Here is a 20,834-nt window from a genome sequence, read left to right as displayed (position 1 = left end):
GGGTCGCGGTGCGTCGCCCCGGCGCATCCCGACGTGGCGGGCCGAGCACGGCGCGCCGAACCCGCCCGGCCGCCGGTCCCCGACCTGGAGACCTCAGAGACCTGAGAGGCATCCCATGCGTGACGCCGTGATCGTCGAAGCCGTACGCACGCCCGTGGGCAAGGGCAGGCCGAGCGGCTCGCTCGCCCACGTCCACCCCGTCGAACTTCTCGCCCACACCCTCCGCGCACTGGTGGAGCGCGCCGGGATCGACCCGGCTCTGATCGACGACGTCGTCGGCGGCACGGTCGACCAGGTCGGCGAGCAGGCCATGAACACCACGCGGTACGCCGTGCTCTCCGCGGGCTTCCCGGAGAGTGTGCCCGCGACCACCGTGGACCGCCAGTGCGGCTCGTCCCAGCAGGCCGTCCACTTCGCCGCGCAGGGCGTCATGTCGGGGGCGTACGACATCGTCGTGGCCTGCGGTGTGGAGTCGATGAGCCGGGTCCCGATGTGGTCGAACGTGCCCGCGGGCAAGGACCCGTTCGGGCCCGGGGTCGCCGAGCGCTACCCCGAGGGGCTGGTGCCCCAGGGCATCAGCGCCGAACTCATCGCCGCCAAGTGGGGCATCTCCCGCGAGCGGATGGACTCCTACGCCGTGGAATCGCACCGCAGGGCGGCCGAGACATGGGACAGCGGCCTCTTCGACGCCGAGGTCGCACCGCTGGACGGCGTCACCCGTGACGAGAGCGTCCGCCCGGGCAGTACACCCGAGACGCTCGCCGGTCTGAAGCCCGCCTACTACGACGCCGGGTTCGGCGACCGCTTCCCGCAGATCGACTGGTCGGTCACGGCGGGCAACGCCAGCCCGATCAACGACGGCGCGTCGGCCGTGCTCATCATGTCCGGCGAGACCGCCGACCGTCTCGGCCTGCGGCCCCTCGCCCGGCTGCACAGCTTCGCCGTCACCGGATCCGACCCGCTGCTCATGCTCACCGGCGTCATCCCGGCCACCGAGAAGGTGCTGCGCAGGGCCGGCCTCGACCTCGGCGACATCGACCTCTTCGAGGTGAACGAGGCCTTCGCGGCCGTCGTCCTCGCCTGGCAGCAGGAGACGGGCGCCGACCTGTCCCGGGTCAACGTGCACGGCGGCGCGATCGCGATCGGCCACCCGCTGGGCGCGAGCGGCACCCGGCTCACCACGACCCTCGTCCACGCCATGCGCGTCCGCGGAGCCCGCTACGCGCTGCAGACGATGTGCGAGGCGGGCGGCCTGGCCAACGCGATGATCCTGGAAGCCGTCCGCCCCTAGGGCGCCGTGCCGCGCAGGTGGTGGCGCTTGCGCCAGGCCACCACGGCGCCGACCAGGGCCGGAACCGCGATGAACCCCATCGCGATGAGGAAGGCCGGAGAGGTCGGCGCCGACGCGCGGGCGCCGGCGACCGCGTACGCGGCGGTGTTAGGGATCGAGCCGAGCGCCGTCGCGAGCAGGAAGGGCAGCCAGCCCATGCGGGAGACGGCGGCGCAGTAGTTGGCGGCCCAGAACGGCACGCCCGGGAAGAGCCGGGCCACCATCATCGAGCGGAAGCCGTGCCGGCTGAGCTGTCCGTCCGCCGCCTTCAGCCAGCGGGCCCGCAACAGGGGGCGCAGCGCGTCCTGCCCGAGGATCCGGCCCAGCCCGAAGGCGACGCCCGCGCCGAGCACGGTGCCCGCCAGCGCCGTGGCGAGGCCCAGCTGGGAGCCGAACAGGGCGCCGGCCGCCAGGTTGAGCAGCGGTCGGGGCACGAACGCGACGGTGCACAGGCCGTACGCGACGCCGAACGCGAGCGCCGCCGCCGCGCCGCCGAGCTGGGGCGGCCAGCCGTCCGCGAGCAGCCGCTGCGGTTCGAAGAGCAGCACGCTCGACGCGGCGCCGGCCAGCAGGACGAGCAGCAGGGACAGCCGTGACCAGGGCGAGAGGAGCACTCTCAGGCAGCGGGCGGCGGTGCCGGTACGTGCGGTGTCGAGGGCGGCGGGGGTTGCGCCGGCGAGCTCGGCGGCGACGACCAGGTCGGTGGTGACGCCGAACTTGTCTGCGATGGCCTGGGGACTGGCCGTGGCGGTGCCCCCAGAGCGGTTGGTGGCATCGAGCATCCGGTGACACTAACCGACGCATGTGTGTGATCGCCGTATGGTTCGTCTCATGGGCGTCACAGCTTCCGGAACGTCAGGTGCTCCGTTCGAGGTGCCGAACAGCACGCTCGCGGACACCCTGATGGAGCGGCTCACGGTCGTCTACCCGGCTGCCGCGGATCCCGAGCGCGCCGCGTCCATGCGCGCGTACATGAAGGACATCGCCCCTTTCCTCGGGTTGAGCACGCCCGATCGCCGAGCCCTCTCGCGGACCGTGCTCCTGGACACCGCCCGCCCCGACGAGAGGGACTGCGCCGCGCTCGCGCTGCGCTGCTGGGAGCTGCCGGAACGCGAGTACCAGTACTTCGCCGTCGACTACCTGCGCCGTCATGTGACGCGTCTGTCCTCGGAGTTCCTGCCGGTGGCCCGGCACCTCGTCGCCACCGTCTCCTGGTGGGACACGGTCGACGCGCTCGCCGCGCACGTCGTGGGCGGTCTCGTGACCGCCGACCCCGGCCTGCGCTCCGATATGGACGCCTGGATCGAGGACGACGACCTGTGGGTCGCCCGGACGGCGCTGCTCCATCAGCTCCGTCACAAGGAGGCCACCGACGTCGAGCGGCTGTTCGCGTACTGCGTCCGCCGGTCCGGGGACACGGACTTCTTCATCCGGAAGGCGATCGGGTGGTGTCTGCGCGAGTACGCGAAGACGGACCCGCAGGCGGTACGGGACTTCGTGGCCGCGGAACGCGAGCGGCTCGCACCGCTCTCCGTGCGTGAGGCCCTCAAGAACGTCGGCCCCTGAACCACGGGCCCGCCCTCTCCGTGAACCCTCGCCTCCTGCACCAGCGTTCACCGTGCGACGCCCCGGTGCGCGCGGAGGGAAAACCATTCGACGGGGGACGACGCGTGGGCGAGTATCAGCTCATGTTCCGGTACGCCTTCCTCTTCGCAGCATCCGCAGTCGCGGATGCGCCGAAGGCTGCCGTCCCGTTCATCGCGGCAGCCGTCGACGGCGCCCGAAGCTGACCCTTCCCGGATCGTCCGGCGGACCCCGCAGGGGGAGGGTCGGCAACTCCTGGGGGTCCCCGCTCCGGCCCGTTCGCGCCGGGGCCACCACTCGGCTTCGCCGACACCGAAGAGGCTTCGAGGTACAGCCATGCCCAAGACGGCTTACGTGCGCACCAAACCGCACCTGAACATCGGCACCATGGGTCACGTCGACCACGGCAAGACCACCCTGACCGCCGCCATCACCAAGGTCCTCGCCGAGCGCGGCTCCGGCACCTTCGTCCCGTTCGACCGCATCGACCGGGCGCCGGAGGAGGCCGCGCGCGGCATCACGATCAACATCGCGCACGTCGAGTACGAGACCGACACCCGGCACTACGCGCACGTCGACATGCCGGGCCACGCCGACTACGTCAAGAACATGGTCACGGGCGCGGCCCAGCTCGACGGGGCGATCCTCGTCGTGTCCGCGCTCGACGGGATCATGCCGCAGACCGCCGAACACGTGCTGCTCGCCCGGCAGGTGGGCGTCGACCACATCGTCGTGGCCCTCAACAAGGCCGACGCCGGGGACGAGGAGCTCACCGACCTCGTGGAGCTGGAGGTCCGCGAACTGCTCTCCGCGCAGGGGTACGGCGGCGACGCGGTACCCGTCGTACGGGTGTCCGGCCTCAAGGCCCTCGAGGGGGACCCGCGCTGGACCGCGGCGATCGACGCGCTGCTCGACGCGGTGGACACCTACGTGCCGATGCCCGAGCGCTATCTCGACGCGCCGTTTCTCATGCCCGTCGAGAACGTGCTCACCATCACCGGACGCGGAACGGTCGTCACCGGTGCCGTGGAGCGCGGCACGATCCGCGTCGGTGACCGCGTCGAGGTGCTGGGCGCCGGCGTCGACACGGTCGTCACCGGCGTGGAGACCTTCGGCAGGCCGATGGAGGAGGCGCAGGCCGGTGACAACGTGGCGCTGCTGCTGCGCGGGGTGCCCCGCGACGCGGTCCGCCGCGGGCACATCGCCGCCGCGCCCGGCAGTGTCGTCCCGAGCCGTCGCTTCACGGCGCAGGTGTACGTCCTGTCCGCCCGCGAGGGCGGCCGGACGACCGCCGTCTCCACCGGATACCGGCCGCAGTTCTACATCCGCACGGCGGACGTGGTCGGCGACGTCGACCTCGGCGAGCGGGCCGTGGCGCGGCCCGGCGACACCGTCACCATGACGGTCGAGCTCGGACGGGACGTCCCGTTGGAGCCGGGGCTCGGCTTCGCGATCCGCGAGGGCGGCCGGACGGTCGGCGCCGGGACGGTCACGTCGATCGTCTGACCGGCTCGGCCGCCCGGCCCGGCCGCCGCGCTCCACCCGTGTCGTCGCCCGGCGGGGCGACGACACGGGTGCCCGCCTGCACGGGCGCCCCCTGCCCGTGCACGCGGGGGCCGCGGGGGCGTGCCGGAGGGGGAGACGGGGGCCGGCGGTCGGGCCGCGTGGCGCAGGCGGGCACCGGTCGCGCTGCCCGGATCCGGCCGCCGGGCTCCCCGGGCGGCGGGACCGGCGGGAGGCCGCACAATGGATCCGTGGACGAGCCGATACCCGTGACACGGGCCGTGGATCACGGCACCGCGAAGCTGATGCCCGACGTGGACCGTAAGCGGGCGTGGCTGCTGACCGTGGACGGCGCACCCCAGTCGTACGTGGACCTGGACGAGCCGGCGCACCTGGAGTTCGAGTACACGCGTCGCCTCGGGCACGTCCTGGACACGGTGGCGGAGCCGGGGCGGGCACTGGACGTCCTGCACCTCGGCGGCGGGGCGCTCACCCTGCCCCGGTACGTCGCGGCCACCCGGCCCGGTTCACGGCAGGACGTGGTGGAGGCGGACCGGGGGCTGCTCGCGCTGATCGACGAGCACCTGCCGCTGCCCCCGGGCTCGGGCGTCACCCTGCACGGCGCCGACGCCCGGCACTGGCTCGAAGCCGCTGCCCCCGACTCCGCGGACATCCTGATCGCCGACGTCTTCGGCGGCTCGCGCATCCCGGCCCATCTGACGTCCACCGCCTACGCGCAGGCGGCCGAACGGGCCCTGCGTCCGGACGGCGTCTACCTCGCCAACCTCGCGGACGCGGCGCCGTTCGCCTTCCTCCGGTCCCAACTCGCCACGTTCTCGACCGTGTTCGAGGAACTCGCCCTCATCGCCGAACCCGGGGTACTGCGCGGCCGGCGCTTCGGGAACGCCGTGCTCGTGGCCTCCCACAGGCCCCTCGACACGGCGGCCCTGGCCCGCCGCACCGCCGCCGACGCCTTCCCGGCGCGTGTCGAACACGGCGCCGCGCTCAGGCGTTTCGTCGCCGGAGCCGCGCCCGTCGGGGACGAGGACGCGGTCCCGTCACCCGAGCCGCCCGGCGGATCCTTCGGCATCGGCTGACGCGAGCGTCCCGCCGGGCACCTGGGCACCCTCCGCGCCGAGCAGCGGGACCCCGTCGGCGGGGGACACCGGCGTCCGCTGCGCCACCTGCCGGGTGCGCCGCGTCAGGTTCCGTACCTCCGGCACGCACAGCACCGCCGCGGTGACCACCACGACCAGCGCCGAGCAGCCCCACAGCGCGGACGTGCGGCCGAAGGCCTGCTCGGCGGGGCCCGCGAGCGCGGTGGCCAGCGGGACCATGGCGACCGAGCCGAACCAGTCGTAGGCCGACACCCGGGAGAGCTTCTCCTCCGGGATCTCCTGGTGCAGCGCGGTCATCCACGAGACACCGAACACCTCTATCGCCAGACCGCTGACGAACATCACCGCGTACAGCGGGCCCACCGGGACAGGGACCGCGAGAGCCGCGGCGGGCGCCGCGAGCGGGAAGACGCAGAGGGTGCCGGCGAGCAGCAGCCGCCGGGGCTTCCACCGGGTCATGAGCAGGGCGCCGCCGACGGTTCCGGCGCCGAACGCGCCGAGGGCCAGCCCCCAGGGCCCCGGCCCGCCGAGGCTGTCGCGGGCGACCAGCGGACCGTAGACCGCGTCCGCGGCGCCGACCACCGCGACGACGACGGAGAACTGCGCGACGATCGTCCACAGCCAGGGGCGGCCGACGAACTCGTGCCAGCCGTCGCGCAGATCGGCGAGCAGACCGGCTCCGGGTGCGCGTGGCGGTATGTGGCCGACGTCCAGGAAGGAACGCAGGCCACCGGCGACGGCGAACGCCACAGCGTCCACCGCGAGCACCCAGCCCGGTCCGATCACGGCCACCAGCGCTCCGCCGAGGGCCGCTCCGCCGAGGCCCGCGCCCTGCATCGCCATCCGGAACACCGCGAACGCGCGGCCGGCCTGTTCACCCTCCACGGAGGACATCAGCATGCCCTCGGCTGCGGGCCCGAAGAACGCCTGTCCGGTGCCGCCGAGCGCGGACAGCAGCATCATCTGCCACAGCTGCGCGTGACCGCCGAGGACCAGGAGCGCGAAGGCGCCCTGCGAGACGCAGTTGAGGACGTTGGCGGCGACCATCACCCGGTGCCGCGGCAGCCGGTCCGCGACCGCACCGCCGATGAGCAGGAACAGGACCAGCGGCAACGTCCGCGCCGCGGCGACCAGACCGACGTCGCCACCGTCGCCACCGGTGGCGAGCACCGCGAACGCCGCCGCGATGAGCGCGCCCTGGCTGCCCAGGTTGGTGACGACCGCGGCGGCGGTCAGCAGGGTGTAGTTCCGTCCCGCCCAGGAAGGGCGTCGGGTGCGGCGGGGGAGGGCGGCGGCTGAGGTCACCCCGTGACTATCGCCGCCCGCCGCTCGACTTGCCAAACCGATTGCATCCGCGTCGAGCGAACGCCCCGCCGGGCGCCCCGCCGGGCCGGACGCCGGGCCTCAGGAGCCGGACCCCGGCCCTCAGGAGCCGGTCGGCGTCCCGTGCAGCCGGACCGTGCTGAGGATCTTCCGCACGGTCGCGTCGGGGACCTCCTCCTTGACACCCTTGGCGCCGTAGAACGTCCACGAGACGAAATCGCCCGCCGAGTTCTTGAAGGCGAACGTGGTCGCCTTGCCGTCGGAGTCGCACTTGCCCTTCTTGGGGACTCCCGTGGAGTAAGTGGTCGCGACGCTGCCCTTGACGCCCGACGCCGTGGTGTACGTCTCCGACTTGCCGACCTTCAGCAGCTTCTTCGAGGCCTCCTTCTGGTCGGTGTACCCGCCGAAGACCCATACGGCGGCGTCGTTGCGCGCCACGTCGGCCGTGTTCTTGGCACCGCTCTGGCCCTTGGTGCCCGCGGCGGCCAGTGACGTGTCACTGTCGTGACCGTCCTTGTCGTCGTCGGACGTGCACCACTTCTCCTTGAGGAACGCGGGCGCGGACATGCCGATGAACGGGGAGCCGTCGCCCTTCTTCTCGTCCTCGAAGCCGATGAAGGTGCCGGGCGTCTCGACCTTCCAGTCCGCCGGAACGTCGAAGGCGGTGCCCCACTTCGGGTTCACCACGACCTTCCAGCCGGCGATCGTCGCCTTCTCCTCGTCGCCGCCGCGCGGGTTGTCGTCGCTTCCGCCGCCGCTCGCGCTCGGCGACGTCGAGGCGGACGCCTTGGGCGACTTGGACGCGTCACCGCCCGCGTCGTCGTCCTTGTCGCCGCCGCCCAGGACGAGGAACGCGGTGACCCCGGCGGCGATCACCACGGCGGAGGCCGCGACGATCGCGGTGACCTTGGTTTTGTTCCCGCCGCCCCCGCCGCCGCTGCCGCCGGACGGCAGGGGTCCGCCGAGCGGCTCGGTCGGAGCCCCCCACTGCGGTCCGCCCTGCGGCTGCCCGTACGGCGCGCCGGGCTGCTGGTACCCCGGTTGCTGCCCCGGCTGCTGGTAGCCGGGCTGCTGGTAGGGATTCGGCTGCTGGTACCCCGGCTGCTGGTACGGGTTCTGGTCCTGCGGGTTCTGCTCGCCCCCGGGCGGCTGCTGTCCTGGCCACATGGCCGGTAACGATAGAGGGGGCGGAGACCCGAGTGCCATGGCGGTCCCCGAAAGGAGCGGGCCACCACCGTACTTGCCCCCTTTGGTCCCGGCTTGCGACCGGCGGCTGCGTCTCCTGGGCCGGCGCACCCGGCGCGCCCGCCCGAACCGGCGACGGGCGGCGGGCTGGTCAATGTTTGCTACCCATGGGTAACATCGAGGCATGAGCGCAGACCAGATGACGATCGGCGAGATGCTCGCCGCGACCGTGCCGATGGCCCGGACCCTGAACCTCGAGTTCGTCGAGACCTCTCCGGAGAAGGCCGTCGTGGCGCTCCCGGACCAGGGCGACTTCCACAACCACGTCGGCGGCCCGCACGCGGGTGCGATGTTCACGCTGGGGGAGTCGGCCAGCGGGGCGATCGTCCTGGCCGCCTTCGGTGACCAGCTCGCGCGCGCCGTGCCGCTCGCCGTGAGCGCCGAGATCGCGTACAAGAAGCTCGCGATGGGCCCCGTCACCGCCACCGCGACGCTCGGCCGGCCCGCCGCCGAGGTCGTGGCCGAACTCGACGCCGGTCAGCGCCCCGAGTTCCCGGTCGCCATCGCGATCCAGCGCGCCGACGGCGCGGTGACCGGCGAGATGACCGTGGTGTGGACGCTCCGCCCCAACAGCTGAGCCGCACGGTGCACGCCGGGCCCTGATCGGGACGTACGAGCCGATCGGGGCCCGCGGTCGTTCCGGGCCCCACTGCGGCTCAGGCCGTCGGCCCGGATCCGGCCGCGGTGACCGGCAGGGCGACCCCGGTGAGTCGTTCGGCCTCGCTCCACAGACGGGCGTTGGTCCCGGAGTCGAGGGCCCGGCGGGTGACGCGTGCCGTGGTCGTCGGACCGACCAGCCCGAACCGGCCGCCCGGACCGTAGTAGCCGCCGGCCACCGCGTCGGGGCTGGTGGCGGCGTACAGGAGCGGCTCGGTGCCCTGTTCGACCTGCTGCTTGGGCAGGAAGTCCAGCGCGTTGAGCAGGGACCGCTTCGGCTTGTCCCGCCCGAGGCTCGCGCCCGCCGTCTGGAGGTTGGTGACCGTGTAGCCGGGGTGGGCGCCGGTGCTCAGCAGGTTCCAGCCGCGCTCGGCGGCGATCGCCGCGAGCTGCCGGGTCAGGATGAGGTCGGCCAGTTTCGACTGGGCGTAGGACAGGTTGGCGCTGTAGCGACGGCTCTCCCACTGGAGGTCCGTGAAGTCGATCCGGCCGTAGTTGGCGGTGCCGCTGCTCATCGTGGCGACGCGCGGGGCGCCCGCGGCGAGCAGGGCCGGCAGCAGCCGCACGGTGAGCGCGAACGGGCCGAGGAAGTTGCTGCCCATCTGGAGCTCGAACCCGTCCGCCGTGGTCATCCGGGTCGGCGGTGCCATCACGCCCGCGTTGTTGACCAGCAGGTCCAGCGGGGTGCCGTCGGCCAGGATCCCGTCCGCGAACGCCTCGACCGTCGCGAGGTCGGCGAGATCGACATGGCGCACGTCGAGCCGGGCCTGCGGATGGCGGGCGAGGATCTCGGCGCGGGCCCGCTCGCCCTTGGCGACCGTACGGACGGCCATGATCACGTGCGCTCCGGCGGCGGCGAGCCGCAGGGTGGCCTCCTTGCCGGTGCCGCTGTTGGCTCCGGTGACCACGACGAGCTTCCCGGTCCGGTCCGGCACGGTGTACATGAGAACTCCCTCGGCAGATTCAAAAGACCAGTGGTCTCTTCTCTCTTCCGAACGTAGCAGACCACTGGTCTGATAACAACAGACCGGGGGTCTGTAGTCTGGGGTGATGAGTACGTCCTTCCAGCGCGCCCGCAGCGAGGAACAGCGCGCCGTGCGCAAGCAGGCCATCCTCGACACGGCCGCCGCGATGCTGGCCGAGATGCCCGTCGCCCGGCTGAGCCTCAACGAGCTGAGCCGTCGCGTCGGGCTCGCGAAGTCGAACGTGCTGCGCTACTTCGAGTCCCGTGAGGCCGTGCTGCTCGAACTCCTCGACGCCGCCGAGCGCGAGTGGCTGGCGGGGCTGGAGGGGCAGCTCGGCGCGGCCGTCGACGACGCCGCGACCGTGGCCGAGCGCGGCGACCGGGTGGCCGAGGTGCTCGCGGTGTCCCTCGCGGCGCGACCCGTCCTGTGCGACCTGATCAGCGCGCAGGCGGCCGTCCTCGAGCGGAACGTCTCGCCCGTCGTCGCCGCCGAGTACAAGCACACCGCGATCGCCAACGTCGGGCTGCTCGCCCGACTGGTGCAGACGCACGTGCCCGAATTGGGCGACGGTGACGCGGGCCGGTTCGCCGCCGCGACGATCATGGTCGCCGGGGCGGCCTGGACGCACTCGCAGCCCTCCGCCGCGATGCTCGCCGCCTACGAGGCCGATCCCCGACTGGCCGCCCTGCGGCTCGACTTCACGGACGTCCTGCGCGAGATGCTCGCGGTCGTCGTCGCGGGTCTGCTCGCCCGTGCGGCACGCGACGACGCCGGGTCCGCACCCGGAGTCTGACGTCCCGGGTCCCGGCCCGCCGGGGACGGGTGCGCTCGGCGACCGCACTCCTTCGGTTCTTGTCCGACTCCCCGCTGTTTCTGTTCACTTCATTGACACGAGTCACCTCGGGTCATAGTTTTCGCGCCGTACCCACGGTGCCTGACGGACGGTCAAGTCGACTTCCACGCAACCGCGTTCGAGGAACGAACGCGAGGGTCGCCGACACCGGTACACGCGGACCACGACGACGTGTCCGCGCACCGAAGGAGTGACGGCTCATGTCCCACACCTTTTCCCGGCGATCGGCCCTGCGACTGGTGGGCGGCGCCGTCGCGGTCGCCGCGGCCGCCACCGCTCCCGGCTTCGTCCCCGGCGCCCACGCGGCACCCGGAACGGCCGCGGGCCCGCGCGTCGAGGGCCTGATCCGCAGACTCACGCTCGACGAGAAGATCTCCCTGCTGCACGGCGCTGCCGACCCGGAGTCCCTCGGCCAGGCCGGCTTCGTCCCCGGCGTCCCCCGGCTCGGCATCCCCTCCCTGCGGCTCGCCGACGGCCCGGCCGGCGTCCGGGTCACCCGGCACGCGACGGCCCTGCCCGCCCCCGTGCTGCTGGCCTCCGCCTTCGATCCCGGACTGGCCCACCGCTACGGCCGGGTCATCGGACACGAAGGACGCGCCCTCGGCCAGGACGTCCTGCTCTCCCCGATGGTCAACCTCATCCGCACCCCGTACGCGGGCCGCAACTTCGAGACGTTCAGCGAGGACCCGCTGCTCGCCGCGGATCTGGTCGCCGCCGAGATCCGCGGCATCCAGGGCGAGGGCCTCGTCGCCACCGTCAAGCACTTCGCCCTGAACAACCAGGAGAAGGACCGCCAGTCCGTCGACGTCGTCGTGGACGAACAGACCCTGCACGAGGTCGAACTCCGCGGCTTCGAAGCCGCCGTCGACGCGGGCACCGGCGCGGTCATGGGCGCCTACAACAAGGTCGACGGCGTCTACGCCTGCGAGAACCGGGCGCTCCTGACCGGCGTCCTGCGCGATCAGTGGGGCTTCGACGGCTGGGTGATGACCGACTGGTTCGCCGCCCACAGCACCGCCGCCGCGATCACCGCGGGCCTCGACATGGAGATGCCCGACGGCACCTACTTCGGAGCGGCTCTGCGGTCGGCGGTCCGGAACGGCACTGTCTCCGAGGCGTACATGGACCGCGCCGTGCGCCGGATCCTCGGAGTCATGGACCGCTTCGGCCTGCTCGACGGAAGCGCTCCGGCCCGCCCCGCCCGCGACGCGAAGGCGGGCGCGGCCGTGGCCCTGGAGGTCGCGAAGGCGGGAGCCACCCTGCTCCGCAACGAGCACCACGCGTTGCCCCTCACCGGCGCCGCGGCACGCGACATCGCCGTCGTCGGCCCCACCGGCATGCTGCCCTTCGTCAGCGGCGGCGGCAGCGCGCACGTGGTGCCCGACCACGCCGACAGCCCCCTCGACGCCATCCGGGCCCGCGCGGGCCGCGGTGCCCGCGTCACCTACTCCCCGGGCGAGGACCTGTTCGGCAAGGCCGTCCCCGCGAGCGCGCTGAGCCCGGCGCTCACCACGGGGGCCCAGCAGGTGCCCGCGGGACAGGCATGGTCGTACGAGGGGACCCTCACCGTCGCCGAGCCCGACGAGTGGACCCTGGTCATCCACTACTCGGGCGAACGGCCCAAGGTCCTGCTCGACGGGCAGGACCTCTTCCCCGTGGCGCCCGGCTACGGGGAGTACTTCTCCGGCGGCCTGGTCTCCGCCGCCCCCGACGGGCTGGCGGTGCGGCGCGCGACCCTGAACCTCGGGAAGGGGGCGCACACGCTGAAGATCACCGCCAACGGCGGAAGCGCCGGGCAGGTCTTCCGGCTGCGGCGCAGCACCGGCGCGACCCGCGCCCAGGACGTCGCCGAGGCGGTCCGCGCCGCCCGGGCCGCGCACAGCGTCGTCCTGTTCGCCTACGAGGACGCCACCGAGGGCCTGGACCGCACGACCATCGCCCTCCCCGGGCACCAGGAACACCTCATCGAGGCGGTGTCCGCGGCGAACCCGCGCACCACCGTCGTCCTCAACACCTCGTCCGCCACCTCCATGCCGTGGCTGCGCCGCACCGCGGCCGTGCTCCAGATGTACTACCCGGGGCAGCAGGGCGCCGCGGCCACCACCGCCGTCCTGTTCGGCGACTGCGATCCCGGAGGCCGGCTCACCCAGTCCTTCGCCGTCGACGACGACCACCACCCCGTGGCCGGGGACCCGCGCCGCTACCCGGGCGTCGACGGCACCGAGGAGTACTCCGAAGGCATCCACGCCGGATACCGCTGGTACGACGCGGAGGGCGTGCGCCCGCTCTTCCCGTTCGGCCACGGACTCTCGTACACCTCCTTCGCCTACGACGACGTCCGGGCCCGACAGGAGCGGCGGGGGCTGCGGGTCGAGTTCACCGTGCGCAACACCGGGCTGCGCGACGGCGTCGAGGTCGCGCAGGTCTACGTCGGACCCTCGCCCCGGCTCGAACTCGACCAGGCGGTCCGGGTGCTGGGCGGCTACCAGCGGCTCGTTCTGCGTGCGGGGGAGCGGCGACGGGTCACCGTGCGGGTGGCCGCACGCACCCTCTCCTCCTGGGACACGAAGAAGCACGGCTGGGTGCTCGGAACGGGGCGCCGGACCGTCTGGGTCGGGGCCTCCTCGCGCGACCTGCGGCTCAGGACCACCGCGGAGGTCCGTGCCTGATCCGGAGCGGGTGCGCCACGCGCCGGCCCCGCGGCCACCGCCTGCCCTTCCCGTGCCGCCCCTCCCTCAGCGCCGATGGGCGGGGGGCGGCTGCCGGGCCCGCGCGACCGGACCCCGGTCCGGAGCGACCAGGTAGGCTTCCGGGCGTGCGCTCCGGGGGAAGCGCGCGCCGGGTGACCGAGCGAGACGCAGCCGCCCGGGTCAGGCACAGCTCAACGGGAGGAACCGGCGTTGCACGTCCAGGAGTGGCTAGAGACGGTGCCCGCGGTCAGTATCTACGCGCTCGTGGCCCTGGTCATCGGCGTGGAGAGCCTGGGCATCCCGTTGCCCGGGGAGATCGTGCTCGTCTCGGCGGCCCTGCTCTCCTCGCAGCACACCGGCATCAACCCCGTCATCCTCGGAGCCTGCGCCAGCCTCGGCGCGATCGTGGGCGACTCCATCGGCTACGCGATCGGACGCAAGGGCGGCCGCCCGCTGCTCGCCTGGCTCGGCGCGAAGTTCCCCCGGCACTTCAGCGAAGGCCATGTGGCCACCGCCGAACGGTCGTTCCAGAAGTGGGGCATGTGGGCCGTGTTCTTCGGCCGGTTCATCGCCCTGCTGCGGATCTTCGCCGGCCCGCTCGCGGGCGTCCTGCACATGCCGTACTGGAAGTTCCTGATCGCCAACGTCCTCGGCGGCATCGTCTGGGCGGGCGGCACCACCGCCGTCATCTACTACGTGGGTGTCGTCGCCGAGGCCTGGCTGAAGCGTTTCTCGTGGCTCGGCCTGATCCTGGCGGTGCTCATCGGTCTCGGCTCGATGCTGATCGTCCGCCGCCGGGCGCAGAAGTCGGCGGCGGAGCACGAGTCGGCGGAGCCGGAGCCCGTCCCCGCCGACTAGCCCTCCGCCTCCCGGGCGGGACCGCTCACGTGTGGATCCCGCGGTGTGCCTTGGCCAGTTCGACGTACAGCGTGCCGTTCAGGGTGATGCCCTCGCGCTCCTCGTCGGTCAGCGAGCGCCTGATCTTGGCGGGCACACCCGCGACGAGCGACCCCGGCGGGACCTGCATGCCCTGCGGTACGAGCGCCTGCGCGGCGACCAGCGAACCGGCCCCGATCACCGCGCCGTTGAGCACCGTGGCGCCCATCCCGATCAGACAGTCGTCCTCGACGGTCGCCCCGTGCAGCACGGCGTTGTGGCCGATGGAGACCCGCTCCCCGACGGTGATGGGGAAACCGGGGTCGACGTGGAGGCTGCAGTTGTCCTGCACGTTGCTGTCCGCGCCGATGACGATCGGCCCGCAGTCGGCCCGCAGCACCGCGCCGTACCAGGCGCTCGCGCCCGCGTGCAACGTGACGTCCCCGATGACGACCGAGGTGGGCGACACGAACGCCTCCTCGTCGACCTGTGGGTCCTTGCCGCCGATTCCCTTGATCAGCGCCTGCTGAGTCGTCACCGTGTCACCGTCTCGTCGTCTCGTCGGTCGTCGTCGCGCGGCCGGTGGTACCGGCCGCACCGGCACCGTATGCCATCGTCGGCGCCCTCGGTGGGGTGAAGATCACAGCGGTGCGACGGCGTTCGCGTATCCCGCGCTGAGTACCGTGAGCGGGTGCCCACGAGCAGGAACACGTTCTCATCATGGCGGCGACGTCTCGCGCAGCGCGCCGTCCACGCGGGCTGGGCCTGGGTGCAGCGCACGGGCGCGGTCACGGCCGAACATCCGGGACGGTTCCGCTTCGGAGCCATCGGGCCGAGCACCCGCCTGGCCTTCCCGCTCGGCACGGTCTTCGGGGAGCCCTGGATCCACCTCGGCTCGCACTGCATCGTCGCCGAACAGGTCACGCTGACCGCGGGGCTGATGCCCGACCTCGACCTCGGCCCCGATCCGATCCTGCGCGTCGGCGACGGCGTCGTGCTCGGCCGCGGCAGCCACGTCATCGCGGACACGACCGTCACGATCGGCAGCGACTGCTACTTCGGGCCCTACGTGTACGTCACGTCCACGAACCACTCGTACGACGATCCGCACCAGCCCATCGGCCGGCAGTGGCCCCGGATGGAGCCCGTGGAGATCGGCGACGGCTGCTGGATCGGGACCGGGGCGGTGATCCTGCCCGGGGCGCGGATCGGCAGGAACGTCGTGGTGGCCGCCGGCGCGGTCGTGCGGGGCACGGTGCCCGACCGGTGTGTGGTGGCCGGAGCCCCCGCGCGCGTCGTCCGGCGCTGGGACCCCGTGGAAGGGTGGCAGCCGCCGCTGCGGACCCCGCCGCCGGTGCCGATCCCCGACGGGGTGACCCCGGACCAGTTGTCGGCGCTCTCCGGGCTGGACGAGGAGACGGCCGCGCGCCTCGCCGCACTGGACCCCGACACGCCGGACGCCTCCGCGGACGTGCCGGTGCAGAGCGGGGACGTCCGCGCCGAGTCCTGAACCGTCCGGTCCCCGCCCGGCCCGGCGGTCATCCCGTCGCCAGCAGAACCGTGCCCACCAGGGCGAGTCCGGCACCGGCGGCCTGCACGGCACGTAGCCGTTCCCGCAGGAGGCCGCGCGCTGCCAGGGCTGTGACCACCGGATAGAGCGAGGCGAGGACGGCGGCCACGGTCACCGGGCCGTGCTGGGCGGCCACCGAGTACGTGCCGTTGGCCGCGACGTCGGCGAGGCCGACGAAGGCGAGCGCGGGCAGGGAGGCCCAGGGGAAGCCGCCCTCGGGAAGCGCGGACGCCCCGCGCCGCACGGAGACGGCCAGCGCCGCGCCGCCGGTGGCGACGTTCGTCACGCGCTGCACGAACAGGGCCAGGAACAGTCCGGTGACCGACGAGGACGCCTCCGCGATGAGCGCGAACACCGTGCCGAACCCGGCGGCCGCGATCAGCGTGAGGAGGATCGCCTGCCGCTGCACGGGCGCTCCGCGCAGCTGGGGCCCGCCCGCGAGCACGACTCCGGACACGGCGACCGCGATGCCCGCGACCTGCAGCAGCCCGGGGCGCTCGCCGAGGAAGAGGCCCACGCCGATCGGGACGGCGACGGCCAGCGAGCCCAGCGGGGAGACCACGCCCATCGGGCCGAGCGCGAGCGCCTTGTAGAAGGAGAGCAGCGCGACCGGACCGACGAGGCCCGCCGCGAACGCGAACCACAGCTGCGGTCCCGCCGCGCTCCAGGCGCCGGTGACGAGCACGATCGCGCCGAGCACCACCGCCGCGATCGACTGGGAGACGACCACCACCGTGAGGGCGGGCGTGCGGCGGGTCAGCAGGCCTCCTCCGAAGTCCGCCAGACCCCACAGGAGGCTGGTGGCCAGGGCGAAGAGTGCTGTCACGGGGGGCCTCGCAGTACAGTTCGGTGGACGATCGGGTGCACCACACGATAGTTCACCTGATTGAACTCTGTCATTCACAATATTGGACGGAATGTGTCGGATCTCGACCTGCTGACTCAGTCCCTGGGGCGCAACGTCAAACGCTGGCGCGCCGAGCGCGGCTTCACCCTGGAAGCGCTCGCCGCCCGTGCCGGAGTCAGCCGCGGCATGCTCATCCAGATCGAGCAGGCCCGGACCAACCCCAGCCTCGGCACCGTCGTCAAGATCGGCGACGCGCTCGGCGTCAGCATCACCACTCTGCTGGACTACGAACAGGGGCCCCGCGTCAGGATCGTCCCCGCCGACCAGGCCGTACGCCTGTGGCACACCGACGCGGGCAGCTACAACCGGCTGCTGGCCGGAACCGAGGCGCCCGGCCCGCTGGAGATGTGGGACTGGCGGCTCATGCCGGGCGACGGCAGCCCCTCCGATCCGCACCCGGCGGGCACCGTCGAGCTGGTGCACGTCCTCGCGGGCGAGATGACGCTGACCGTGGACGGCGTCGAACACCGCGTTCCCGAGGGCGCGAGCGCGTCCTTCGAGGCCAACACGCCGCACACCTACGCCAACAAGGGCGAGGTGCCGGTCGACATGGTGATGGCCGTGTCCGTACCGCTGGTCCACTGACGGCGCGTCCGGGCTGCCGTCCGCCCGGTGGCGAGACGGCTCCCGGCGCCGCCTGCTCGCGTGGTGGACGCCCCCGCCGGGCCGGTGGGCACCGCTGTTAGCGTGCGGTCATGCGCGCACCGATCGGACACTTCGACCACGCCGTCCCCGCCCCCGACTGCCTGGACGAACTCACCCGTCCCGTCGCCGACGCCGTACGCGGCTGGCGCGGGGCCACCCCCGCCGAGCAGATCGTCCACGTCGACACGAACCCCGATTGGGCCGACACCGCCACCTTCGTCGAGCACTACGGCAAGGAACTGCTCGACCGGTCCGCGAACTGCGTGGTCGTCGCCGGAAAACGCGGCGGTGAGACGACGCTGGCCGCCTGTGTCGTCCTGTCCGCCACCCGCGTCGACGTCAACGGCGTGGTGCGCCGCCAACTCGGGGCGCGCAAGGCCTCGTTCGCCCCGATGGACACGGCGACCGGCGAGACCGGCATGGAGTACGGCGGCATCACGCCCGTCGGACTCCCCGCCGACTGGCCGGTGTTGGTCGACGCGGCCGTCGTCGCGCTGCCGTACGTGCTCGTGGGAAGCGGCCGCCGACGCGGCAAGCTCCTGGTGCCGGGAGCGGCGTTCGCCGAACTGCCGAACGCGGTCGTACTGGAGGGGCTGGGCCTCGCCTGACCCCTGCGGCGGGGGAGCGGCGGCCGCGGTCGGCCTCCGCCCCCGCCGGGCCTCGTTCAGGCGGTGACGTGATGGGCCAGCCGCCCGTGCGGGTCCGCCTCGCCGGGCAGCGGCGCCGGGTCGGCGTGCACGAGCGCGGCGGTCAGCTTCGGGACCGCGTGCAGCAGGGCGTGCTCGGCCTCGACGGCGATGGCGTGGGCCCGGCGTACGGTCACCTCGCCGTCCACCACCACGGCGACCTCCCCGCGCAGCCGGTGGCCGATCCAGCGCAGCCGCAGCTCGCCCACGTCCCGCACGCCCGCGACGTCCCGCAGTGCCTGCTCGGCGCGGTCCACCAACTCCGGCTCCACGGCGTCCATCACGCGCCGGAACACCTCGCGGGCCGCATCCCGCAGCACCACCAGGATGGCCACCGTGATGGCCAACCCCACCAGAGGGTCGGCGAGTTGCCGGCCCAGGGCCGAGCCGCCCGCGCCCACGAGCACCGCGAGCGAGGTGAACGCGTCGGTGCGGGCGTGGAGTCCGTCCGCCACCAGCGCGGCGGAGCCGATCTCGCGGCCCACCCGGATCCGGTGCCGGGCTACCCACTCGTTCCCGGCGAAGCCGATGAGCGCGGCGACCGCCACCACCGGAAGATGCCGGACGGGGTGCGGATCGAGGAGGCGGCCGACCGCCGCCCAGGCCGCGAAACAGGCGGACGCGGCGATCGTCAGCACGATCACGACGCCCGCGAGATCCTCCGCCCGACCGTAGCCGTAGGTGAAACGCCGGGTCGCCGCGCGACGGCCCAGCACGAACGCGATCCCGAGCGGTACGGCCGTCAGCGCGTCGGCCGCGTTGTGCACGGTGTCGCCGAGCAGGGCCACCGATCCCGACAGTGCCACGACGACCGCCTGGACCAAGGCCGTTGTCCCGAGGACGGCCAGGGACGCCCACAACGCGCGCATGCCCCGGGCCGACGACTCCAGCGCGGCGTCGACACGGTCGGCCGTGTCGTGGGAGTGCGGGGCGAGTCGATGGCGGAGCCGGCGGATCAGGCCGGGAGGCGGGTCGCCGGCCGGGTGATGGTGGGCGGCGTGCTCGTGATCGCCGTGCGGGTGCGGGTGCGGGTGCGGGTGCGCGTGCGGGTGGGCGGGCGAGGCGGCGTGCTCGGTCCGGCCGTGCTCGCCGTGCGGATGCCGGTGCTCGGCCCGGTCGGGCTCGCCCGGCGCGGGACGATGAAGGCCGGAGCCGTGCTCGTCGTGGTGGCCGTCCTCGTGATGGTGCCGGTCGTGCACGGGCGTCCCCTTCCGGTGCGCGGGAGTGGACGCGCGGGCGCCCACGACGCCATTATGTGCGTATGAGCGCACGCATGCACCTGTCACCTGCGCACGGTACGCATCCGCGCAGTCCCGGCGAGGAGCAGTTCGCGCTCGCGGCCGAACTCCTCGCCCTGCTCGGCGACCGCACCCGCCTGGCGCTGCTGCACGCGCTGGCCGACGGCGAGGCGGACGTCGGCACGCTGACCGAGGGCTGCGGGGCGGCCCGCCCCGCAGTCAGCCAGCACCTGGCCCGGCTCCGTCTCGCCGGGCTGGTGAACACCAGGAAGGACGGCCGCAGGGTGATCTACTCGCTCGGCGACGGCCATCTGCGCCGGGTGGTCGACGAGGCGCTGAGCCTGGCCGACCACCGGCTGTCCGACCGTCCCGCGCACGACTGAGTCCACGCTCCGGCCCGCGACTTCGGACCCCGCGGGACCCGCCGAGCGGGACTCAGGCCCCCGCGGGTCCAGCCGAGGGCATCGTGTCGTCCTCGCCCTCCTCCATCAGGTTGGCCGCCGCGCCCACGATGCTCGGGTCGGGCAGCCCGACGACCTCCTCGTCCTTGTCCGCGTAGGCGAAGCGGGCCAGCACACTGCGCATGGCGTCGACGCGGGCCCGCTTCTTGTCGTTGCTCTTCACCACCGTCCACGGCGCCTGTTCGGTGTCCGTCTCGCGGAACATGGCGACCTTGGCCGCCGTGTAGTCGTCCCAGCGGTCCAGCGAGGCCAGGTCCATCGGACTGAGCTTCCACTGCCGCACCGGGTCGACCTGGCGGATCGTGAAACGGGTGCGCTGCTCGCCCTGCGAGACCGAGAACCAGAACTTGATCAGGTCCACCCCGTCGTCGACGAGCATGCGCTCGAACGCGGGCGCCTGCCGCATGAAGCGCCGGTACTCGTCGTCGCTGCAGAAGCCCATCACCCGCTCCACACCGGCCCGGTTGTACCAGGACCGGTCGAACATCACGATCTCGCCCGCCGTCGGCAGATGCTCGACGTACCGCTGGAAGTACCACTGACCGCGTTCCCGCTCGGTGGGTTTCTCCAGGGCCACGACGCGGGCGCCGCGCGGATTGAGGTGTTCGGTGAAGCGTTTGATCGTGCCGCCCTTGCCGGCCGCGTCACGCCCCTCGAAGACGATGACGAGCCGCCGTCCCGTCTCCTTGATCCAGCTCTGCAGCTTCAGCAGTTCTATCTGCTGGAGCCGCTTGTGCCACTCGTACTCCTTGCGCTCCATCCGCTGTTCGTACGGGTAGTTCTCCCGCCAGGTGTCGACCGTGCTTCCGTCCGGCCGGATCAGCACCGGGTCGTCGTGGTCGGTGTAGTCGACCCGCATGCCTGCCAGCAGTTCCGTCATCCGGCCCTCCCCTTCGCGTCCCGCGCGTTCCCCGTCGACCGGGTTCTTCCCGCCGAGTCAGTGGAACTGCGGCACGATCAGATAGATCCCGTACGCCACCACGGCCGCGCAGGCCAGGAAGCAGAGCCCTGCCTGAGTGATCCCCAGGGCGCCGCCGGAAGCGCCCGTGTCGGCGGCGCCTTCACGGGCCGCCTCGACGCGGGCGAGCCCGAGCACACCGAGGGCGAAGACGACGACCACGGCCACGGTGACTCCCGTGCTCACCGCGGCGACCTCGCCGAGTGCGGTCCAGTCGAGATGCAT

The 20,834-nt window shown here is 73.0% G+C and carries 21 protein-coding genes; 12 read left to right on the top strand and 9 right to left on the bottom strand.

The genetic code is table 11. From position 1 onward, the window contains the following. Nucleotides 1–115 precede the first annotated feature (115 nt). Nucleotides 116–1,291, top strand: coding sequence for a thiolase family protein (locus B0675_RS32575; protein ID WP_081223200.1), 1,176 nt, complete (start codon nucleotides 116–118; stop codon nucleotides 1,289–1,291). Here the strand turns inward: B0675_RS32575 and B0675_RS32570 are convergent. Beyond that, on the bottom strand, nucleotides 1,288–2,112 hold the full coding sequence (locus tag B0675_RS32570) for a VTT domain-containing protein (protein WP_081223199.1): 825 nt from the start codon (nucleotides 2,110–2,112) through the stop codon (nucleotides 1,288–1,290). The two genes, B0675_RS32575 and B0675_RS32570, sit on opposite strands and share 4 nt — an antisense overlap. 49 nt (nucleotides 2,113–2,161) lie before the next feature. Here B0675_RS32570 and B0675_RS32565 point away from each other — a divergent pair, with 49 nt between their 5' ends. From B0675_RS32565 to B0675_RS32555, 3 genes are all read left to right on the top strand, one after another. Further along, nucleotides 2,162–2,896: a DNA alkylation repair protein gene (locus B0675_RS32565; protein ID WP_081223198.1), complete on the top strand. Its 735-nt coding sequence runs from the start codon at nucleotides 2,162–2,164 to the stop codon at nucleotides 2,894–2,896. A gap of 354 nt (nucleotides 2,897–3,250) precedes the next feature. After that, nucleotides 3,251–4,420 (top strand): elongation factor Tu, encoded by a 1,170-nt coding sequence (gene tuf, locus B0675_RS32560; RefSeq protein ID WP_081223197.1) that lies wholly within the window; start codon nucleotides 3,251–3,253, stop codon nucleotides 4,418–4,420. Nucleotides 4,421–4,668: 248 nt separating this feature from the next. Further along, nucleotides 4,669–5,514 carry a fused MFS/spermidine synthase gene (locus tag B0675_RS32555; protein ID WP_081223196.1) on the top strand — a complete coding sequence of 282 codons (846 nt, stop codon included), beginning with the start codon at nucleotides 4,669–4,671 and terminating at the stop codon, nucleotides 5,512–5,514. Here the strand turns inward: B0675_RS32555 and B0675_RS32550 are convergent. Continuing rightward, nucleotides 5,476–6,840 carry an MFS transporter gene (locus B0675_RS32550; protein ID WP_081223195.1) on the bottom strand — a complete coding sequence of 455 codons (1,365 nt, stop codon included), beginning with the start codon at nucleotides 6,838–6,840 and terminating at the stop codon, nucleotides 5,476–5,478. The two genes, B0675_RS32555 and B0675_RS32550, sit on opposite strands and share 39 nt — an antisense overlap. A 120-nt stretch (nucleotides 6,841–6,960) precedes the next feature. Next, nucleotides 6,961–8,025 carry a hypothetical protein gene (locus B0675_RS32545; protein ID WP_081223194.1) on the bottom strand — a complete coding sequence of 355 codons (1,065 nt, stop codon included), beginning with the start codon at nucleotides 8,023–8,025 and terminating at the stop codon, nucleotides 6,961–6,963. A 202-nt stretch (nucleotides 8,026–8,227) separates the two neighbouring features. On the opposite strand from B0675_RS32545, the gene B0675_RS32540 reads away from it, so the two are divergent. After that, complete coding sequence (locus tag B0675_RS32540; RefSeq protein ID WP_179165484.1) at nucleotides 8,228–8,680, top strand: DUF4442 domain-containing protein; 453 nt, start codon at nucleotides 8,228–8,230, stop codon at nucleotides 8,678–8,680. Between the two features lie 79 nt (nucleotides 8,681–8,759). Here the strand turns inward: B0675_RS32540 and B0675_RS32535 are convergent, their stop codons facing one another. Continuing rightward, nucleotides 8,760–9,704: an SDR family oxidoreductase gene (locus B0675_RS32535; protein ID WP_081223192.1), complete on the bottom strand. Its 945-nt coding sequence runs from the start codon at nucleotides 9,702–9,704 to the stop codon at nucleotides 8,760–8,762. Nucleotides 9,705–9,810: 106 nt separating this feature from the next. Between B0675_RS32535 and B0675_RS32530 the strand changes: the two genes are divergently transcribed. From B0675_RS32530 to B0675_RS32520, 3 genes are all read left to right on the top strand, one after another. Continuing rightward, on the top strand, nucleotides 9,811–10,518 hold the full coding sequence (locus B0675_RS32530) for a TetR family transcriptional regulator (protein ID WP_081223191.1): 708 nt from the start codon (nucleotides 9,811–9,813) through the stop codon (nucleotides 10,516–10,518). A 260-nt stretch (nucleotides 10,519–10,778) separates the two neighbouring features. Further along, nucleotides 10,779–13,247: a glycoside hydrolase family 3 protein gene (locus tag B0675_RS32525; RefSeq protein WP_081223190.1), complete on the top strand. Its 2,469-nt coding sequence runs from the start codon at nucleotides 10,779–10,781 to the stop codon at nucleotides 13,245–13,247. Between the two features lie 231 nt (nucleotides 13,248–13,478). Further along, the gene (locus B0675_RS32520) at nucleotides 13,479–14,126 is read left to right on the top strand and encodes a DedA family protein (protein ID WP_081223189.1); all 648 of its coding nucleotides are present in this window, start codon (nucleotides 13,479–13,481) and stop codon (nucleotides 14,124–14,126) included. Nucleotides 14,127–14,151: 25 nt separating this feature from the next. Here B0675_RS32520 and B0675_RS32515 read toward each other — a convergent pair whose 3' ends face one another. After that, nucleotides 14,152–14,682: a gamma carbonic anhydrase family protein gene (locus tag B0675_RS32515; RefSeq protein WP_081223188.1), complete on the bottom strand. Its 531-nt coding sequence runs from the start codon at nucleotides 14,680–14,682 to the stop codon at nucleotides 14,152–14,154. A gap of 153 nt (nucleotides 14,683–14,835) precedes the next feature. Between B0675_RS32515 and B0675_RS32510 the strand changes: the two genes are divergently transcribed. Next, entirely contained in the window at nucleotides 14,836–15,654 is an 819-nt protein-coding gene (locus tag B0675_RS32510) for an acyltransferase (protein ID WP_081223187.1), read from the top strand. Nucleotides 15,655–15,682: 28 nt separating this feature from the next. Here the strand turns inward: B0675_RS32510 and B0675_RS32505 are convergent, their stop codons facing one another. Beyond that, the gene (locus B0675_RS32505; protein WP_081223186.1) at nucleotides 15,683–16,540 is read right to left on the bottom strand and encodes a DMT family transporter; all 858 of its coding nucleotides are present in this window, start codon (nucleotides 16,538–16,540) and stop codon (nucleotides 15,683–15,685) included. 93 nt (nucleotides 16,541–16,633) lie between these two features. Between B0675_RS32505 and B0675_RS32500 the strand changes: the two genes are divergently transcribed. Both B0675_RS32500 and B0675_RS32495 read left to right on the top strand, forming a co-directional pair. Then, nucleotides 16,634–17,206, top strand: a complete 573-nt coding sequence (locus tag B0675_RS32500; RefSeq protein WP_081223185.1) for an XRE family transcriptional regulator — start codon at nucleotides 16,634–16,636, stop codon at nucleotides 17,204–17,206. A gap of 110 nt (nucleotides 17,207–17,316) precedes the next feature. Then, complete coding sequence (locus B0675_RS32495; RefSeq protein WP_081223184.1) at nucleotides 17,317–17,874, top strand: YbaK/EbsC family protein; 558 nt, start codon at nucleotides 17,317–17,319, stop codon at nucleotides 17,872–17,874. A 56-nt stretch (nucleotides 17,875–17,930) separates the two neighbouring features. Here B0675_RS32495 and B0675_RS32490 read toward each other — a convergent pair whose 3' ends face one another. Beyond that, nucleotides 17,931–18,911 (bottom strand): cation diffusion facilitator family transporter, encoded by a 981-nt coding sequence (locus tag B0675_RS32490; protein ID WP_241540119.1) that lies wholly within the window; start codon nucleotides 18,909–18,911, stop codon nucleotides 17,931–17,933. 302 nt (nucleotides 18,912–19,213) lie between these two features. On the opposite strand from B0675_RS32490, the gene B0675_RS32485 reads away from it, so the two are divergent. Then, a complete protein-coding gene (locus B0675_RS32485; RefSeq protein WP_081223182.1) occupies nucleotides 19,214–19,573 on the top strand; it encodes a metalloregulator ArsR/SmtB family transcription factor in 360 nt (119 codons plus the stop codon). A 52-nt stretch (nucleotides 19,574–19,625) separates the two neighbouring features. Here the strand turns inward: B0675_RS32485 and ppk2 are convergent, their stop codons facing one another. Both ppk2 and B0675_RS32475 read right to left on the bottom strand, forming a co-directional pair. Then, nucleotides 19,626–20,531, bottom strand: coding sequence for a polyphosphate kinase 2 (gene ppk2, locus B0675_RS32480; RefSeq protein WP_081223181.1), 906 nt, complete (start codon nucleotides 20,529–20,531; stop codon nucleotides 19,626–19,628). 57 nt (nucleotides 20,532–20,588) lie between these two features. Continuing rightward, complete coding sequence (locus tag B0675_RS32475; protein WP_081223180.1) at nucleotides 20,589–20,834, bottom strand: hypothetical protein; 246 nt, start codon at nucleotides 20,832–20,834, stop codon at nucleotides 20,589–20,591.

It is taken from the genome of Streptomyces sp. M41(2017), from assembly GCF_002078175.1.
GTDB lineage: Bacteria > Actinomycetota > Actinomycetes > Streptomycetales > Streptomycetaceae > Streptomyces.
This window is presented reverse-complemented; position numbering and strand designations above follow the sequence as displayed.

Coding starts and splice junctions, on each gene's coding strand:
- ppk2 (WP_081223181.1), bottom strand. CDS start 20,531: ATGACGGAACTGCTGGCAGGCATGCGGGTCGACTACACCGACCACGAC.
- B0675_RS32535 (WP_081223192.1), bottom strand. CDS start 9,704: ATGTACACCGTGCCGGACCGGACCGGGAAGCTCGTCGTGGTCACCGGA.
- B0675_RS32540 (WP_179165484.1), top strand. CDS start 8,228: ATGAGCGCAGACCAGATGACGATCGGCGAGATGCTCGCCGCGACCGTG.
- B0675_RS32565 (WP_081223198.1), top strand. CDS start 2,162: ATGGGCGTCACAGCTTCCGGAACGTCAGGTGCTCCGTTCGAGGTGCCG.
- tuf (WP_081223197.1), top strand. CDS start 3,251: ATGCCCAAGACGGCTTACGTGCGCACCAAACCGCACCTGAACATCGGC.
- B0675_RS32570 (WP_081223199.1), bottom strand. CDS start 2,112: ATGCTCGATGCCACCAACCGCTCTGGGGGCACCGCCACGGCCAGTCCC.
- B0675_RS32495 (WP_081223184.1), top strand. CDS start 17,317: ATGCGCGCACCGATCGGACACTTCGACCACGCCGTCCCCGCCCCCGAC.
- B0675_RS32545 (WP_081223194.1), bottom strand. CDS start 8,025: ATGTGGCCAGGACAGCAGCCGCCCGGGGGCGAGCAGAACCCGCAGGAC.
- B0675_RS32525 (WP_081223190.1), top strand. CDS start 10,779: ATGTCCCACACCTTTTCCCGGCGATCGGCCCTGCGACTGGTGGGCGGC.
- B0675_RS32530 (WP_081223191.1), top strand. CDS start 9,811: ATGAGTACGTCCTTCCAGCGCGCCCGCAGCGAGGAACAGCGCGCCGTG.
- B0675_RS32475 (WP_081223180.1), bottom strand. CDS start 20,834: ATGCATCTCGACTGGACCGCACTCGGCGAGGTCGCCGCGGTGAGCACG.
- B0675_RS32485 (WP_081223182.1), top strand. CDS start 19,214: ATGAGCGCACGCATGCACCTGTCACCTGCGCACGGTACGCATCCGCGC.
- B0675_RS32575 (WP_081223200.1), top strand. CDS start 116: ATGCGTGACGCCGTGATCGTCGAAGCCGTACGCACGCCCGTGGGCAAG.